The 19187-nt window shown below is 71.5% G+C and carries 1 protein-coding gene; it reads right to left on the bottom strand.

The window, feature by feature from the left end:
- Window positions 1-38: 38 nt before the first annotated feature.
- The coding region (locus ACGFNH_RS29435) for a type I polyketide synthase (protein ID WP_393658886.1) at window positions 39-19187 on the bottom strand (19149 nt) is incomplete at its 5' end.

The raw sequence follows: 19187 nt of genomic DNA, 5'->3' as shown, positions 1-19187 counted from the left end.
CTTCCTCACAGAAACCGTGAATCGCCCGAGCCGGGTGGTCAGGAGACTCCGAATTCCTTGTCGATCAGATCGAACATCTCGTCGTCCGTCGCTCCGTCCAGTTCCACGCCCGTCTCCTCCGTCTCGTCGGCGGCGTCGCCGCCTGTCCACATCGCCAGCAGTCCGCGCAGTTTCGTCGTGATCTCCAGGTGGCTGTCGCCTCCGACTCCGGCCTCCGCTGCGAGAGCGTGCGCAAGCCGATCGATCTCGCCGACGACACCGGTCCCCCCTGCCGGGGCGTCGCCGGGCCCGGCCAGTTCGGCGTCCAGGTACGTGGCGACGTTGACGGGCGCGGGGTAGTCGAACACCAGAGTCGCCGGCAGCCGCAGCCCGGTGGCCGCGCCGAGCCGGTTGCGCAGCTCCACGGCGGTCAGCGAGTCGAATCCCGTCTCCCGGAAGGCGCGGGCCGCATCCACCGCGTCGGCCCTGGCGTGCCCCAGCACCACGGCCGTCTGCTCCCGCACCAACTCGACCAGCGCCGCGGATCGTTCGTCGGCGCCGAGACCGGCCAGGCGCTGCCGCAGGCCGTCGGCGTCCGCGCCGGACGCGGCGTCCTCCAATGCGGCGCCAGCCTCCGGTATCTCCCCCAGCAGGGCGGCCGCCCGGCCTGCCGTGAACGCGGGAGCGAACCGCGACCAGTCGACGCGCGCCACCACCGTGGCCGGGTCACCGCCGCCTGCCAGCCGCTCCATCGCCACCAGCGCCAGCTGCGGGTCGAGCCCGGTCAGTCCCCGGCGGCGCAGATACTCCTCGACGCTGCCGTCGGACGCCATGCCGTCCTCCGCCCAAGGGCCCCATGCCACGGAGGTGGCCGGGAGTCCGGCCGCCCTGCGCCGCTCGGCGAGGGTGTCCAAGTAGGCGTTGGCGGCCGCGTAGTTGCCCTGCCCCGGGGAGCCGATGGTGCCCGCGAACGACGAGAACAGGACGAACGCCGACAGCTCCCGGTCGCGGGTCAGCTCGTCGAGGTTGCGCGCGACGACCGCCTTGGCGCGCAGGGCGGCCGCGAAGCGCCCCGGTGTCAGTGCCTCCACGAGCCCGTCGTCGAGCACACCCGCCGTGTGCACCACCGCGTCCACCGGGTGCTCGGCCAGCAACGCCGCGAGCGCCTCCCGGTCCGCCGCGTCGCAGGCGGCCACGGTCACGCGTACGTCCAACGCGGCCAGATCGTCCCGCAGTTGCGGTGCGCCCGGCGCGTCGGGCCCGCGCCGGCTGATGAGCACCAGGTGCTCGGCGCCCTGCGCGGCGGCCCAGCGCGCCACCCGGGCACCCAGCGCGCCCGTACCGCCGGTGATCAGGACGGTGCCCGACGGGCGCCAGGCCGCGCCCAGAACGCCGGAGGCAGACCGTCCGAGTCGCCGACCGAACACGCCGGTCGTCCGGATCGCCACCTGGTCCTCTCCCGAACGCCCCGCGAGCACGCCGACGAGGCGGGCCACCGCGCGCCGGTCCACGACACGAGGCAGGTCGACCAGACCGCCCCATCCGTCCGGGCGCTCCAGCGCCGCCACCCGGCCCAGCCCCCACACCGCGCCCTGCGCCGGGTCGGGCGCCTGATCGGACCGGTTGACGGAGACCGCGCCGCGGGTCAGCGCCCACAGCGGGGCGGCGATCCCGCTGTCGCCCAGCGCCTGGATGAGTACGGCCGTGGCTGCGGGACCGGTCGGCACACCCTCACCGGTGTCGGTCTCTGTGGGGCTCTCGGTGCCCGTCTCTGTGGGGTTCTCCGTGCCCGTCTCTGTGGGGCTCTCCGTGCCCGTCTCTGTGGGGTTGTCGGTGTCGGTGTCGTCCTCGCCGTCCCGCTCGGGCAGCGCCAGGAACGACAGGACGCCGGCGACCGGCTCGTCACCTGCCGCCGTGGCCAGGAGCCGGGCCAGCGCGGCCCGGTCGGTTCCGGGCTCGCACACGACCGGCACCGGCTCGGCTCCGTTCGCCGCGAGGCCGTCCAGTACGGCGCCGTTCCACGCGTCGTCCCGCAGTCCGGCGGGCAGCACAGCCAGCCAGCGGCCGGGCAGCGCCGTACCGGAGACCGATCCGAGCGGCTTCCAGCTCGTGCCGTACAGCCAGTCGTCCACACGGGACTGCTCCTGCTGACCGCGCCACCAGGAGGACAGCGCCGGGAGCAGCCCGTCCAGCGCATCCTGCGCCACGCCGAGGGAGTCGGCCAGCGCACGGGCATCACCGCGCTCGACGGCCGTCCAGAACCGTGCGTCCGCGCCATCGGAGCCGCCCGAAGCCGACGGGCCGCCCAGCCGGGCTCCCTCGGGCCAGAAGCGCTCGTGCTCGAAGGCGTAGGTCGGCAGATCCACCACGGCCGCCCCTGTCGGGGTGAACACGGCGCGCCAGTCCACCCGCCCGCCGTGCAGATGCAGTTCGGCGGCTGCCGTGAGGAATGCGGTGGCCTCGGGCCGGTCCTTGCGCAGCGTCGGAGTCAGCAGATGCCCCGGACCATCGAGGCCCCCCTGCGCGAGCGCGGTCAAGGTGCCGTCCGGACCCAGCTCCACGAACCTCGTGACCTGCTGCCCCTCCAAACACCGCACACCATCGGCGAAACGCACCGGCCGCCGCACCTGATCCACCCAATACCCGGCCGACATCAACTCCTCGGCCGAAGCCACCTCACCCGTCACCGTCGAAACAATCGCCACCCGCGGCTCGCCGTAGACGACGCTCTCGGCCACCTGCCGGAATTCCTCCAGCATCGGCTCCATCAACGGCGAATGGAACGCATGGCTCACCCGCAGCGAGGTGACCTTGCGATCCAGCGCACGGAAATGATCCGCGACCGCTTCCACGGCCTCCGCCGCACCCGAAACCACCACCGCCTGCGGCCCATTGACCGCCGCAACACCGACCTCGCTCTCCCGCCCCTCCACCAGAGGCAACACCTCACCCTCCGACGCCTGAAGCGAAACCATCGCGCCACCCTCGGGCAACGCCTGCATCAAACGACCCCGGGCAACGACAAGACGGCACGCGTCGGCCAGCGACCACACACCCGCCACATGCGCCGCCGCCAACTCACCGATGGAGTGACCGACGAGGACATCCGGACGCACACCCCAGCTCTCCAGCAGCCGGAACAACGCCACCTCAAGCGCGAACAACGCAGGCTGCGCGAACTCCGTACGATTCAGCAGCTCCGCGTCCTCGCCGAAGACGACCTCCCGCAGAGAGAACGACAGCTCCGCGTCCGCCGCATCGAAAGCCTCCGCGAAAACCGGGAACGCCTCGTACAACTCCCGGCCCATACCGACCCGCTGCGAACCCTGCCCCGCAAACAGGAAGGCCAGCCGTCGGCCCGAGCGGGCGAGGTCGCCGACGAGGACGCCGGTGTCGCGCTCCCCCACCGCCACGGCGCGCAGGCCGCGCAGCAGTGCGTGGCGGTCGGCGGCCAGGACCACCGCGCGGTGCTCCATCCATGGGCGGAGGGTGGAGGAGAGACCCACGTCGCTCAGCCGCAGTTCGGGGTCGGCGTCGACACGGGACCACAGCCGTTCGGCCTGGCCGCGCAATGCGCCCTCGGACGCGGCGGACAACGCGACCGGGGTCACCGGCAACCCGTCACCTGCTGCGGCCGGTTCGGGAGCATCGGCTTCGGGCGCGACGAGGGTGTCCGGGACCTCCTCGATGATGACGTGGGCGTTGGTGCCGCTGATACCGAAGGACGACACGCCCGCGCGCCGAGGCCGGTCCTCCGGCTTCGGCCATTCCACGTTCTCCTTGAGCAGGGAGATCTCCCCGGCCGACCAGTCGATGAACGGGGACGGCTCCTCGGCGTGGAGGGTGCGCGGCAGCACCCCCTGGCGCATGGCCATCACCATCTTGATCACACCGCCGACACCGGCAGCGGCCTGCGTGTGACCGACATTCGACTTCAACGAACCCAGCCACAAAGGCTGTTCACGATCCTGACCGTATGTGGCCAGCAGGGCCTGCGCCTCGATCGGATCGCCCAGTGACGTACCCGTGCCGTGCGCCTCCACCGCATCCACATCCGCCGACTTCAGACCCGCACCCGCCAGCGCCTGCCGGATCACGCGCTCCTGCGAGGGACCGTTCGGCGCGGTCAGACCATTCGACGCACCATCCTGATTCACCGCCGACCCGGCAACGACGGCCAGCACACGGTGCCCCTGTCGGCGCGCGTCCGACAACCGCTCCAGCACCAGCATGCCGATGCCCTCGGACCAGGCCGTGCCATCGGCTCCGGCGCCGAAGGACTTGCAGCGCCCGTCGGCGGCCAGGCCGCGCTGGTGGCTGAAGTCGACGAAGGTGTCGGGGGTGGACATCACCATGACGCCACCGGTGAGCGCCAGATCGCATTCGCCGGAGCGCAGCGACTGAGCGGCCACGTGCAGGGTGACCAGGGAGGAGGAGCACGCGGTGTCGACCGTCATCGCCGGGCCCTCCAGCCCGAAGGTGTAGGCGATCCGGCCGGAGTGGACGCTGCTGGTGTTGCCGGTCAGCAGGTAGCCCTCGGAGTCGTGCTCGCCCGCGCGCAGGCAGGAGTTGTAGTCCTGGCCCATGACGCCGGCGAACACCCCGGTGCGGCTGCCGCGCAGCGCCGTCGGGTCGATGCCCGCCCGCTCGAAGACCTCCCAGGACACCTCCAGAAGCAGCCGCTGCTGAGGATCCATCGCCAGCGCCTCGCGCGGCGAGATCCCGAACAGCCCGGCGTCGAAGGATGCCGCGTCGTACAGGAACCCGCCATGGCGGACGTAGGTCTTGCCGAGTCGGCCGGGCTCGGGGTCGTACAGCGCTTCCATGTCCCAGCCGCGGTCGGCGGGGAAGTCGCCGATGCCGTCCCCGCCCTCGCTGACCAGCCGCCAGAGGTCCTCGGGCGACTCGACGCCGCCGGGGAACCGGCACGCCATGCCCACGATGACCACCGGGTCGTCGTCCACGCCCCTCCAGGCGGGCAGCGCCGGGCCGTGCGGGTCGGCGGCGTCGCCGACGAGTCCGGTCAGCAGGTGCCGGGCGAGCGCGGTGGGCGACGGGTGGTCGAAGACCAGCGTGGCGGGCAACCGCATCCCGGTCGCCGCGTTGACGCGGTTGCGCAGCTCCACCGAGGTCAGCGAGTCGAAGCCGAGCGTCTTGAACGCCTGGTCGACCTCCACGTCTCCGGCCGAGGCGTGCCCGAGCACCTGAGCCACGAGTCCGGCGACCAGATCCAGCAGGAACGGTTCCCGCTCGGCGGCGGGGAGGGCGAGCAGACGGGCCCGCACCTCGTCGCCACCTCCGCCGTGCCCGCCGGTGTGCGCGACACGCCGGGCCGGGCCGCGCACCACGCCGCGCAACAACGCGGGCAGCTCGGGAAGTTCACGCAGCGCCCCGAGATCGAGGTTGACCGGCAGGAGGAGGGTCGGATCGGCGTGTCGCAGTACGGCGTCGAGAACGGCGAGGCCCTGGTCGACGGCGAGCGGCCGTACGCCGCCGCGCGCCATGCGGCGCAGATCGCTCTCGGCGAGGTCGCCGGTCATGCCGGCGCCGGGTGCCCACGGGCCCCAGGCGAGGGAGACCGCGGGCAGGCCGAGGGACCGGCGGCGCAGGGCGATGGCGTCCAGATAGGCGTTGGCCGCCGCGTAGTTGGCCTGCCCGGCGCCGCCGAAGGTGCCGGAGACCGAGGAGAACAGCACGAACGCGGCCAGGTCCAGATCACGGGTGAGCGCGTCGAGGTGGTCGACCGCGTCCACCTTGGGGCGCAGCACCGTACGCAGCCGCTCCTCGGTCAGCGACGCCACCACGCCGTCGTCGACCACGCCCGCCGTGTGGACGACACCGGTCAGCGGCCGGTCGGCCGGGATCGCCGCAAGCAGGGTCTCCAACGCGGGTCGGTCGGCCACATCGCAGGCGGCGACGGTCACGTCGGCGCCCAGGCCGGTGAGTTCGGCGGTGAGCTCGGCCGCACCGGGGGCATCCGGCCCCCGGCGTCCGGCGAGGACCAGATGACGTACGCCGTGCTCGGTGACCAGGTGACGGGCGACGAGCGCGCCGAGGCCGCCGGTACCGCCGGTGACGAGGACGGTGCCGTCCTCGATGCGCACCGGGGGCGTGGCGTGCGTGTCGGTGCCGGTGTCGGGGGCGGTGTCGGCGTCCGTGTCGCCGTCGGGAGCCCGGTCGCCGTCATCGGTCCTCTCCATGGCGGTGCCCGCGTCGGTGGAGATGGCGGAATCGGCCGGCCTGCCGGCGAGGGGGTCGGCCAAGGCCACCGGGGCGAGCCTGGGAACGAGCACCGTGGCTCCGCGGACCGCGAGTTCGGCCTCCGCGGTGGGGGTGTCCGGCAGGGTGAGCAAGGCGACCAGGGTGTCCCAGGACTCCGGTGTGCCGTCCACGTCGGCCAGCGCGAAGCGGCCGGGGTTCTCGGTACGGGCCGAGCGCACCAGGCCCCACAGGGCGGCCGCTGCGGGGTCCGGCTCCTCCTCCGGCGCCACAGCCACAGCGCCGCGCGTCACGACGACGAGCCGCGCGTCCGTGAACTCTTCGGCCGCCAGCCAGTCCTGTACGAAGGCCAGTCCGGCGGCGGTGACGGCGTGCGCGGCAGCTGCCGAGCCGGTGTGCCGCGTGTCCGCGGAGTGGCTCCAGGGGAGCAGCACGGTCTCGGGGGCGGGGTCGCCGTCGTGGACGGCCCGGGTCAGCTCGGACCAGGTGCGGCCGGGTACGGCAGCCGGTTCGGACACACCACGGTCGAGCGAGGTCGCGTCGTCGTGCGAGGTCGTGTCGACGTGGGAGGTCGCGTCGACGTGGGAGGTCGCGTCGTCCTGCGAGGTGGCATCGTCCTGCCGCACCGCGTCGTCGTTCAAGGTCCCGCCGTCGTACAAGGTCGCGTAGTCGTGCGGGGTCGCGTGATCCGTCAGTACGACGGTCCGGCCGTCCGCCCGCGAGGCCTCGCCGTCGGTGGCCGGGGCGTCCGGGGCCCGGTCCGCGGTGGCGGAGGTCGGCGGGGCCGAGGGTTGCAGGGGCGTCCAGTCGATCCCGTACGTCCCGGAAGGAGCAGCCGCTCCCGTGCCCGCCGCCAGTTCGGACGGCACCTCGCGCAGAACCAGCGACTCGACGGAAGCAACCGCGCCACCGGCCGGATCGGCCAGGTGCAGGGTCACCGCGTCGGCTCCCGCCGGCGCCACCCGCACCCGCAGGGCGCGCGCCCCGGACGCGTACAGCGCCAGCCCGTTCCACGAGAACGGCAGCCTCCCGGCGCCCGCTTCTCCGAGCGGGCCGAGGAGGACCGCGTGCAGGGCGGAGTCCAGGAGGGCCGGGTGCAGCCCGAACCGGCCCGCGATCCCTTCCTGCTCCTCGGGCAGCACAACCTCGGCGAACACCTCGTCGCCTCGCCGCCACGCCGCGCGCAGCCCCTGGAACACCGGGCCGTACCTCAGCCCGGCGGTCGCGAACCGGTCGTACACGTCGGCGACGGGGCAGGGCTCGGCGCTCGTCGGGGGCCATTCCGCCAGCCCGAACGCCATGTCGTCGGGCGTGTCCGTCGCCCCGTCCGGCGCCAGCAGCCCGCCGGCGTGCAGCGCCCACGGCGTGTCGTCCGAGGCATCCTCCGGTCGTGAGTGCACCTCCACGGTGCGGCGTCCGGAATCGTCGGCCACGCCGACGGTGACCTGTACGCGGACCGTGCCCCGCTCCGGCACGATCAGCGGGACCGCGATGGTCAGCTCCTCGACCCTGCCGCAGTCAACCTCGTCGCCGGCCCGCATGGCCAGCTCGGCGTAGCCCGTGCCGGGGAAGACCGCCGCCCCCAGGACGTTGTGATCCACCAGCCAGGGATGCGAGCGCAGCGAGAGGCGCCCGGTCAACACCGTTCCACCGCCCGCGAGTTCGACGGCCGCGCCGAGCAACGGGTGCTCGGCCGCACCGAGCCCGGCGGCGGCCAGGTCGCCGGGCCGGTTCGACGCCGACGGCCAGAACCGCTTCCGCTGGAAGGCGTACGTCGGCAACTCGACGGCCCGTGCGTCGCTTCCCGCGAAGACGGCGCGCCAGTCGACGTCCGCGCCCCGCGTGAACAGCCCGGCGACCGCACCGAGCAGCGAAGGTGTCTCGGGCCGGTGCTTGCGGAGCGCCGGTACGAGCACCGCCGCCTGGGGGTCGTCCAGGACCGTCTGGGCGAGGGCGGTGAGGGTGCCGTCCGGGCCGAGTTCGAGATAGCGGCCGACGCCCTGCTCGGCGAGGGTCCGGACGGCGTCGGCGTACCGGACGGTCTGGCGGACGTGCCGTACCCAGTACTCCGGGGACATCAACTCGTCGGTGTTCGCGGCCTCTCCGGTCACCGCGGAGACAAGGGACAGCGTCGGGGGCTCGTACGTCAGCGTCTCCGCGACCTTGCGGAAGTCGGCCAGCATCGGCTCCATCAGCGGGGAGTGGAAGGCATGGCTGACGCGGAGGGCCCTGGTCTTGCGGTCCTCGTTGCGGAAGTGGGCGGCCACCTCGTCGACAGTGCTCGATACACCGGCGATGACCACCGAGTGCGGGCCGTTGACGGCCGCGATGCCGACCTGCGCCTCACGTCCCTCCAGCAGCGGCAGCACTTCCTCCTCGGACACCTGGATCGAGACCATCGCCCCGCCCTCGGGCAGCGCCTGCATCAACCGGCCTCGGGCGACCACGAGTCGGCAGGCGTCGGGCAGCGACCACACACCGGCCACGTGCGCGGCGGCGATCTCACCGATGGAGTGACCGACGAGAACGTCCGGGTGCACACCCCACGACTCCAGCAGCCGGAACAGCGCCACTTCCAGCGCGAACAGAGCAGGCTGCGCGAACTCCGTACGGTTCAACCGCTCCGCGTCCTCGCCGAAGACGACCTCCCGCAGAGAGAACGGCAGTTCCGCGTCCACCGCGTCGAAGGCCTCCGCGAAGGCCGGGTACGTCTCGTACAACTCCCGTCCCATGCCCAGGCGTTGGGCACCTTGTCCGGCGAAGAGCAGGGCGGTCTTTCCGGCGCGCGTCTCCGCCTTCTGGACCATCCCGGGCGCGTCGGCACCCTCTGCCAGCGCATGGAGCCCCTGGAGCAGTTCGGCCCTGTCGGCGGCGAGCAGCACGGCGCGGTGTTCCAGTACGGCCCGGGTCGTGACGGACGCCAGAGCCACGTCGACCACACGGACACCGTCACCGGCCGTGCCCTCAAGCCAATCCAGCAGGCGCCCGGCCTGATCGCGGACGGCCGGATCGCCGACGCCCGACACCACCACGGGTGCGAGGAAGGGCCGGGACGGCGTGTCGTCCTCCGGGCTCCGGTGATCCGTCGGCGTGTCGGGAGCTTGTTGGATGATGACGTGGGCGTTGGTGCCGCTGATACCGAAGGACGACACGCCCGCGCACCGAGGACGGTCCTCCGGCTGCGGCCATTCCACGTTCTCCTTCAGCAGGGAGATCTCCCCGGCCGACCAGTCGACGTGCGAGGACGGCTCGTCAGCGTGGAGGGTGCGCGGCAGCACCCCCTGGCGCATGGCCATCACCATCTTGATCACACCGCCGACACCGGCAGCCGCCTGCGTGTGACCCACATTCGACTTCAATGAGCCGAGCCACAGGGGCTGTTCACGATCCTGGCCATACGTGGCGAGCAGGGCCTGCGCCTCGATCGGATCACCCAGCGGCGTACCCGTACCGTGCGCCTCCACCGCATCCACATCCGCCGGCTTCAGACCCGCACCCGCCAGCGCCTGCCGGATCACCCGCTGCTGCGAAGGACCGTTCGGCGCGGTCAGACCATTCGACGCACCATCCTGATTCACCGCCGACCCGGCGACCACCGCCAGCACCTGATGGCCGTTGCGGCGCGCATCCGACAGCCGCTCCACCAGCAGCAGACCCACACCCTCGGCCCACGCCGTCCCGTCCGCACCGTCCGAGAACGCCTTGCACCGACCGTCCGACGCCAGCCCCCGCTGCCGCGAGAACTCCACGAACATCTCCGGACCCGCCATGACGGTGACACCACCGGCCAGCGCCAGATCGCACTCCCCCGACCGCAGCGTCTGCACCGCCAGATGCAGCGCCACGAGCGACGACGAACACGCCGTGTCCACCGTCACCGCAGGACCCTCGAAACCGAAGGTGTACGCAATACGGCCCGAGGCCACACTGCCCGTCGAACCGGTCAGCAGGTAGCCGTCCGAGTCGTGGTCCCCGGCGCGCATGCACGAGCCGTAGTCCTGGGTTATCGCGCCGGCGAAGACGCCGGTACGGCTGCCGCGCAGCGACGCCGGGTCGATACCCGCCCGCTCGAAGACCTCCCACGACGATTCCAGCAGCAGCCGCTGCTGCGGATCCATCGCCAGTGCCTCACGCGGCGAAATCCCGAACAGCCCCGCATCGAACAACGCGGCGTCGTAGAGAAAACCGCCTTCGCGGACGTACGTACGGCCGATCCGCCCCGGCTCGGGGTCGTAGAGGCCGTCCAGGTCCCAGCCGCGATCGGTCGGGAACCCTCCGATCGCATCGCTCCCCTCGCTGACAAGCCGCCAGAGGCTTTCGGGCGACTCGACACCGCCGGGGAACCGGCACGCCATCCCCACGATCACCACCGGATCGTCGCCCACGCTCGTGGGTGCGGGCAGAGCGGGCGCGAAGGAGTCGGCCTCCTCCCCGTCGGACAGCTCCGACAGGAGGTGGCGGGCCAGCACCGCCGGAGTGGGGCAGTCGAAGACCAGGGTGGCCGGGAGACGCATGCCAGTGGCGGTGTTCATACGGTTGCGCAGCTCGACCGAGGTGAGCGAGTCAAAGCCGAGCGCCTTGAACGCCTGGTCCGCCTCCACGTCGGTGGCGGACGCGTAGCCCAGGACGGAGGCGACCTGTCCGCAGACGAGGTCGAGCAGGAACTTCTCGCGCCCGGCCGTGGGGAGCCCTCTGACGCGTTGGCGGAGATCGGCCGCTCCACCAGCCGCCACCTGCGCCTCGACGGCCCGGCGCGCCGGGGTGCGAACGAGTGCGCGGAGCATGCTCGGGACCTCGTGTCCCCGCTTGCGGAGGGCGGCGATGTCGAGGTTGATCGGCAGAACCGCCGCCCGTTCCAGCGCCGAACCGATCTCCAGAGCGGCGTCGAACAGCTCCAGGCCCTGTTCGGGGTCGAGCGGCCGCATGCCCTCGCGCGCCATGCGCCGCAGATCCGCCTCGTTCAGGTCGGCGGTCATGCCGGCGCCGGGCGCCCACGGGCCCCAGGCGAGAGCGGTGGCGGGCAGCCCGGAGGAGCGGCGGGTCGCGGCGAAGGTGTCCAGGAAGGCATTGGCGGCCGCGTAGTTGGCCTGTCCAGCGCTGCCGAACGTGCCCGCGACGGAGGAGAAGACGACGAACGCCGACAGGTCGGCATCGCGGGTCAGCTCGTGCAGGTGGACTGTCGCATCCGCCTTCGGCCTCATCACCCGGGACAGTCGCTCCGGAGTCAGGGACGCCACCACACCGTCGTCCAGGACACCGGCCGTATGCACCACAGCCGTCAGGGGATGCTCACCCGGCACCGCGGCCACCACATCCGCCAGCGCCGCGCGATCCGTGACGTCCACGGCCGATACTTCTACCTCCGCGCCCAAGTCGGCCAGATCGGCGACGAGTTCACGGGCGCCGGGGGCTTCCAGGCCGCGACGGCTGGCCAGCAGCAGGTGTCGTGCGCCGTGTTCGGTGACCAGGTGCCGGGCCACCAGCGCGCCCAGGCCACCCGTACCACCGGTGATCAGCACCGTGCCGTCCGGATCCATCGGCGCCGGGACCGTCAGAACGACCTTGCCCACATGCCGCGCCTGCGACAGATACCGGAACGCCTCCGGAGCGCGCCGCACATCCCAGCACGTGACCGGATGAGGCCGCAGAACTCCCGCCTCGAACAGCGTGACCAGCTCGGACAGCATTCGCCCGATCCGCTCCGGCGCCACGTCCATCAGGTCGAACGCCTGATAGGTCACGCCCGAGTGGTCGGCACAGACCTGGTCGGGTTCCCGGATATCGGTCTTGCCCATCTCCAGGAACCGGCCGCCCCGGGGCAGCAGCCGGAGCGAGGCATCCACGAACTCCCCGGCGAGGGAGTCCAGCACCACATCCACACCACGACCACCGGTCACGTCCAGGAACGCCGCCTCGAATGTCAGGTCCCGCGAAGAGGCGATATGACGGTCGTCAAGACCCAGACCGCGCAGCGTGTCCCACTTGCCCGCGCTCGCCGTACCGAACACCTCGGCACCCAGATGACGCGCCAGCTGGGTCGCGGCCATACCGACACCACCGGCCGCTGCGTGCACCAGCACCGACTCCCCCGACTGCACATCACCCAGATCCCTCAACGCGTGATACGCCGTCAGGAAGACAATCGGCACCGACGCAGCCTGCGCGAACGACCACCCCGACGGCATCCGCACCACCGTCCGCGCATCCGCCACCGCAACCGGACCGAACGCACCCGAGAACATCCCGAACACCCGGTCACCGACGGCCAAATCGACAACACCCGGCCCGACCTCGGTCACCACACCCGAGCCCTCCAGACCGAAGTCCTTGGCATCACCGGGATACATACCGAGCGCGTTCAGCACATCACGGAAATTGACACCCGCCGCCCGCACCCCGATACGGACCTGCCCCGGCGCCAACTCGGCCTCCGCCTCCGGAACCGCCCGCAGCGCCAGCCCCTCCAACGTCCCCTTCTCACGGATGTCCAGCCGCCACAGCGACCCTTCCGACTCCCCGACGGGAAGGGCGAGTTCACCGACCGAGGTCACACGGCCCAGCCGCGGAACGAAGGCGGCACCACCCCGTACGGCACACTCCGCCTCACCCGAGGCAAGCACCCCCGCGACAACCGCCCACGACTCCTCCGCACCATCCACGTCCAGCAACGCGAACCGACCCGGATTCTCCGCACGAGCCGCCCGCACCAGACCCCACACCGCAGCCAACGCCGGATCGCCGGTCGGCCCGTCGGGCGTCACGGCACCATCGGTGACGATCACCAGGCGCGCGCCCTCGAACCGCTCCTCCGCCAGCCATTCCCGGATCAGATCGAGTGCGCGCGTGGTCACCGCGTGGGCGGCCTCGGCGGGGTCGCCGGTCGGGCGTTCTACCCGTACGAGTACGTCGGACGGGACCGTCTCACCCGGTCCCGGGAGAGCTGTGCCGGCCTCCGCCGCCCCCGGGCTCTCGCCCTCACTCGCCCCCGCACTCGCGCCTGCGCTCGCGGGAAGCTTCGCCCAGTCGGTCTGGAAGAGGTGGTCGCGTCGACCGCTGTCAGCACCCGCCAGATCACCGGCAGCCTCCCGAAGCACCAACGACTCCACCGAAGCCACCGGACCACCCGCCGGATCCGCCAACTCCAACGCCACCGCGTCCGAACCCACCGGCACCAACCGCACACGCAACCCACGCGCACCCGACGCCCACAACGACACCCCACCGAAGGAGAACGGCAACCGCGCACGCCCCTCCCCCAACACCGGCGAGAACATCACCGCATGCAAAGCCGCATCCACCAACGCCGGATGCGCACCGAACCGATCAGCCAACTCCTCCTGGTCCCCCACCAACCCCACCTCGGCGAAGACCTCATCCCCCCGCCGCCACACACCACGCAAACCCCGAAACACCGGACCATAAGCCAACCCCAGCCCGGCGAAACGCTCGTACACACCCTCCACCGACTCCACCACCGCACCCCGCGGCGGCCACACACCGAAATCGAAGAAGTCGGAGGGCCGCGCCTCCGTCACGACGGACAGCACACCCGTCACATGGAGCGTCCACGGATCCGCGTCGAGAGCGTCCTCGGTGCGGGAGTGGATCTCCAGCGTGCGTTGTCCGGCCTCGTCTGCCGCACCCACGCGGACCTGGACGCGGACCCCGCCGTGTTCCGGCACCACCAATGGCGCCACAACCGTCAGATCCTCCACACGGTCACAGCCCGCCTGCTCCCCCACCCGCAACGCCAGCTCCAGGAACCCCGTCCCCGGGAAGACCGCCACGCCCGCGACCACGTGATCCCGCAACCACTCATGCGAAACCAACGACAGACGGCTCGTGAACAACAACTCATCACCACTGGCCAGCTCGATCGCGGCTCCCAGCAGCGGATGCCCGGCCGACCCCAGACCCACCGAACCGAGGTTCCCGAGCGCCGATCCGGTGTCGCGGGACCAGAAGCGCCGTCGCTGGAACGCGTACGTCGGCAGATCGATCCGCTCGTGCTCCGGATCGGTGGTGTCCTCGGGGAATGCCGTCTCCCAGCGCACCGGAAGGCCGCTGACGTGGAGGTGGGCGAGGGCGGCGAGCAGACTCTCCGGCTCCGGCCGGTCCTTGCGCAGGACGGGGACGAAGACCTGCGCTCCACCGTCCAGGCACTCCTGCGCCAGGGCGGTCAGCTGACCGCCCGGTCCCAGCTCCACCAGACGGCCGACCTTGCGCTCCTCGAGAGCTCGTATGCCGTCGGCGAAGCGGACCGGCTGACGGACGTGCCGCACCCAGTAGTCCGGAGAACGCAGTTCCTCGGCCGTGGCGACCGCGCCCGTGACGTCGGAAACGATCGCAAGCGCCGGATCCCCGTACTCCAGACCCTCGGCGACCTGCCGGAACTCCTCCAGCATCGGCTCCATCAACGGCGAATGGAACGCATGACTCACCCGCAGGCCGGTCGTCCTGCGGTCCTGCCCGCGGAAGTGCTCCGCGACTTCCTCCACCGCCCCGGCCATTCCCGAAACCACCACGGACTGCGGCCCGTTGACCGCCGCAACACCGACCTCGGCCTCCCGCCCGGCCAGCAGCGGCAGCACCTCACCCTCCGACGCCTGAAGCGAAACCATCGCCCCACCCTCGGGCAACGCCTGCATCAACCGGCCCCGGGCCACGACAAGACGGCAGGCGTCAGCGAGAGACCACACACCCGCCACATGCGCCGCCGCCAACTCACCGATCGAATGACCGACCAGAACATCCGGCCGCACACCCCAGCTCTCCAACAACCGGAACAACGCCACCTCGAACGCGAACAACGCAGGCTGCGCGAACTCCGTACGGTTCAACCGCTCCGCGTCGTCACCGAAGACGACCTCCCGCAGAGAGAACGGGACCTCCCCGTCCACCGCGTCGAAAGCCTCGGCGAAGGCGGGGTACGTCTCGTACAACTCCCGGCCCATGCCGATCCGCTGCGAACCCTGCCCCGCAAAGAGGAAGGCGGTACGCCCGGCGGTCTGCGCGGAGCTCTGTACGACGTGAGGTTCGGCGCGGCCCTCCGCCAGCGCGCTCAGGGCGTGCAGCAGTTCGTGGCGGTCCGCGGCCATGATCACCGCGCGCTGCTCCAGCGCGGTCCGTGTCGTGGCCAGTGCCAGGGCGGTGTCGACCAGGGAGAGGTCGGACCCGGCCTCCACGAAGGCGGCCAGGCGCTCGGCCTGGGCGGGCAGTCGGCCGCCGGCCGCGGACAGCACCCACGGCAGGACCCGCGGGAGTTCCGGTGTTTCCCCGGTCCTCTCCGCTTCCGCTGCCTTGTCAGGGGCCTGCTGGAGGATGACGTGGGCGTTGGTGCCGCTGATCCCGAAGGACGACACACCCGCACGGCGCGGACGGTCCTGCGGCTGCGGCCATTCCACGTTCTCCTTCAGCAGGGAGATCTCCCCCGCCGACCAGTCGACATGCGAGGACGGCTCCTCGGCGTGCAGGGTGCGCGGCAGGATCCCCTGCCGCATCGCCATCACCATCTTGATCACACCGCCGACACCGGCAGCCGCCTGCGTGTGACCCACATTCGACTTCAATGAGCCGAGCCACAGGGGCTGTTCACGATCCTGGCCGTATGTGGCGATGAGGGCCTGTGCCTCGATCGGGTCACCCAACGGCGTCCCCGTGCCGTGCGCCTCCACCGCGTCGATGTCGGCGGGGTGCAGACCGGCACCGGCCAGGGCCTGACGGATGACGCGTTGCTGCGAGGGACCGTTCGGCGCCGTCAACCCGTTCGACGCACCGTCCTGGTTGACCGCCGACCCGGCAACCACCGCCAGCACCCGATGCCCATTGCGGCGGGCGTCGGAGAGCCGCTCCACCAGCAGCAGACCCACACCCTCGGCCCACGCCGTCCCATCCGCACCATCCGAGAACGCCTTGCACCGACCGTCCGACGCCAACCCCCGCTGCCGCGAGAACTCCACGAACGTCTCCGGTGTCGACATGACGGTCACACCACCGGCCAGCGCCAGATCGCACTCACCACTGCGCAGCGCCTGAGCGGCCAGATGCAGCGCCACCAACGACGACGAACACGCCGTATCCACCGTCACCGCGGGACCCTCGAAACCGAAGGTGTACGCGATACGGCCCGACGCCACACTGCCGGTGTTCCCGGTCATGAGGTATCCGCCCGAGTCCAACTCGGCCGCCCGTAGGAAGGAGCCGTAGTCCTGGGCCATGGCCCCGGCAAAGACACCCGTACGGCTGCCACGCAGCGTCGCCAGATCGATACCGGCCCGCTCGAAGACCTCCCACGACGTCTCCAGCAACAACCGCTGCTGCGGATCCATCGCCAACGCCTCACGCGGCGAAATCCCGAACAACCCCGCATCGAACTCGGACGCGGCGTGCAGGAAACCGCCCTCGCGGACGTAGGTCCGTCCCGGCGTACCGGGCTCCGGGTCGAAGAGACTGTCCAGGTCCCAGCCACGATCGGTCGGGAACCCACCGATCGCATCACTCCCCTCACTGACCAACCGCCACAGATCCTCGGGCGACTCGACCCCACCGGGGAACCGGCACGCCATCCCCACGATCACCACCGGATCGTCGCCAGCAGTCATCACCGCGGGCAGCACGCCGGGGGCGGCCGGCTGCTCTTCCCCGTCGGACAGTTCCGCCAGGAGGTGGTGGGCCAGTGCGGCCGGGGTGGGGTAGTCGAAGACCAGGGTCGAGGGCAGACGCATGCCAGTGGCGCCGTTCATGCGGTTGCGCAGCTCGACCGAGGTGAGCGAGTCGAAACCGAGATCCTTGAACGTCTGCCCCGACTCGACCTGCTGCGCGGAAGCATGCCCCAGGACGGACGCCGACTGCTCCGAGACGAAATCCCGCAGAAAGCGCTCGCGGTCGGCCGCCGGGAAGGAGAGCAGCCGCTGCCGCAGGCCGGTGGCGTCGCCGCCCGCTCCGATCTCGGCCTTGCGGCGACCACGGCCACGCACCAGAGCCCGCAGCAGCGGGGGAACATCGTCCGATGTCCGCCCGCGCAGCGCCGCGATGTCCAAGTCGACGGGCAGCACGGCGGCCCGTTCCATACCCGCGCCCAGATCCAGCGCGGTGTCCAGCAGACGGAGGCCCACCTCGGGAGCGAGCGGCTGCATGCCGTTCCGCGCCATACGCCGCAGATCGGCTTCGTTCAGCTCGGCGGTCATGCCGGCGCCAGGTGCCCACGGACCCCACGCGAGAGCGGTGGCAGGCAGACCGGACGAGCGGCGCGTTGCGGCGAAGGCGTCCAGGAAGGCGTTGGCAGCCGCGTAGTTGGCCTGCCCGGCACCGCCGAACGTGCCCACGACAGAGGAGAAGACCACGAACGCCGAGAGGTCCGCGCCGCGGGTCAGCTCGTGCAGATGCACTGCCGCATCCGCCTTCGGACGCATGACGTCAGCCAGCCGATCCGGAGTCAGCGAGGCCACCACACCGTCGTCCAGGACACCGGCCGTATGCACCACAGCCGTCAGCTGGCGGTCAGAGGGAACGGTGCGGAGCGCGGCGGCGAGCTCGTCCCGGTCGGCGACATCCACCGCGGCCACCTCGACCGAAGCCCCCAAGTCGGCCAGATCGGCGACGAGTTCACGAGCGCCGGGGGCATCCAGACCGCGGCGGCTGGCCAACAGCAGGTGCCGTGTCCCGTGTTCGGTGACCAGATGCCGGGCCACGAGCGCGCCCAGGCCACCCGTACCACCGGTCACCAACACGGTGCCGTCCGGATCCATCGGCGCCGGGACGGTGAGGACGACCTTGCCCACATGACGGGCCTGCGACAGATACCGGAACGCCTCCGGCGCCCGCCGCACATCCCAACACGTCACAGGAAGCGGCCGCAGAGCCCCCAGCTCGAAGAGGGTGACCAGCTCGGACAGCATCCGCCCGATCCGCTCCGGCTCCACGTCCATCAGATCGAACGCCTGGTACGCCACACCCGTGTGTGCTGCGGCCACGGCCTCCGGATCGCGGATGTCGGTCTTGCCCATCTCCAGGAACCGGCCGCCCCGGGGCAGCAGCCGGAGCGAGGCATCCACGAACTCCCCGGCGAGGGAGTCCAGCACCACATCCACGCCACGACCACCGGTCACGTCCAGGAACGCCGCCTCGAATGTCAGGTCCCGTGAAGAGGCGATATGACGGTCGTCAAGACCCAGACCGCGCAGCGTGTCCCACTTGCCCGCGCTCGCCGTGCCGAAGACCTCCGCACCCAAGTGACGCGCCAACTGAGTCGCGGCCATGCCGACACCACCGGCAGCCGCATGCACCAGCACCGACTCCCAGGGCTTCACTCCGGCCAGGTCGGTGAGTGCGTGGTACGCGGTCAGGAAGACCACGGGCACCGAAGCCGCCTGCGCGAAGGACCAACCCGCGGGGATCCGGGCCACCTTCTGCGCATCCGCGACCGCAACCGGACCGAAGGAGCCGGAGAAGAGGCCCATCACGCGGTCGCCGACGGCCAGTTCGACGACACCCGGCCCGACCTCGGTCACGACACCGGCGCCTTCCAGGCCGAAGTCCTTCGTGTCACCGGGATACATACCCAGCGTGTTCAGCACATCGCGGAAGTTGACGCCCGCCGCCCGCACTCCGATACGGACCTGGCCCGGCGCGAGTACGGCTTCCGCCTCCGGAACGGGCCGCAGCGCCAGCCCCTCCAGCGTCCCCTTCTCGACGACTTCCAGGCGCCAGGCCGAGTTCCCGGACTCCGCCGACTCCCCGGACTCCCGTACAGGAGCGGCGAGTTCACCACGGGCCGTGGTGCGTCCCAGCCGTGGCGCGTAGGCCGCTCCACCGCGCACCGCCAACTCCGGCTCGGCCGAAGCGAGCGCCGCGGCCACGACACCCCAGGACGTGTCCGTGCCGTCCACGTCCAGCAGCGCGAACCGGTCGGGTGCCTCCGCGCGCGCCGCGCGGACCAGGCCCCACACCCCCGCGAGCGCCGGATCCGGTGCACTCTCGTCGAGGGCGAC

Origin of the sequence: Streptomyces sp. NPDC048639 (genome assembly GCF_043199075.1) — a bacterium.
In the GTDB taxonomy this organism is placed as follows: domain Bacteria; phylum Actinomycetota; class Actinomycetes; order Streptomycetales; family Streptomycetaceae; genus Streptomyces.
The sequence above is the reverse complement of the archived record's forward strand: the minus strand, read 5'-3'. Positions and strand labels throughout refer to the sequence as shown.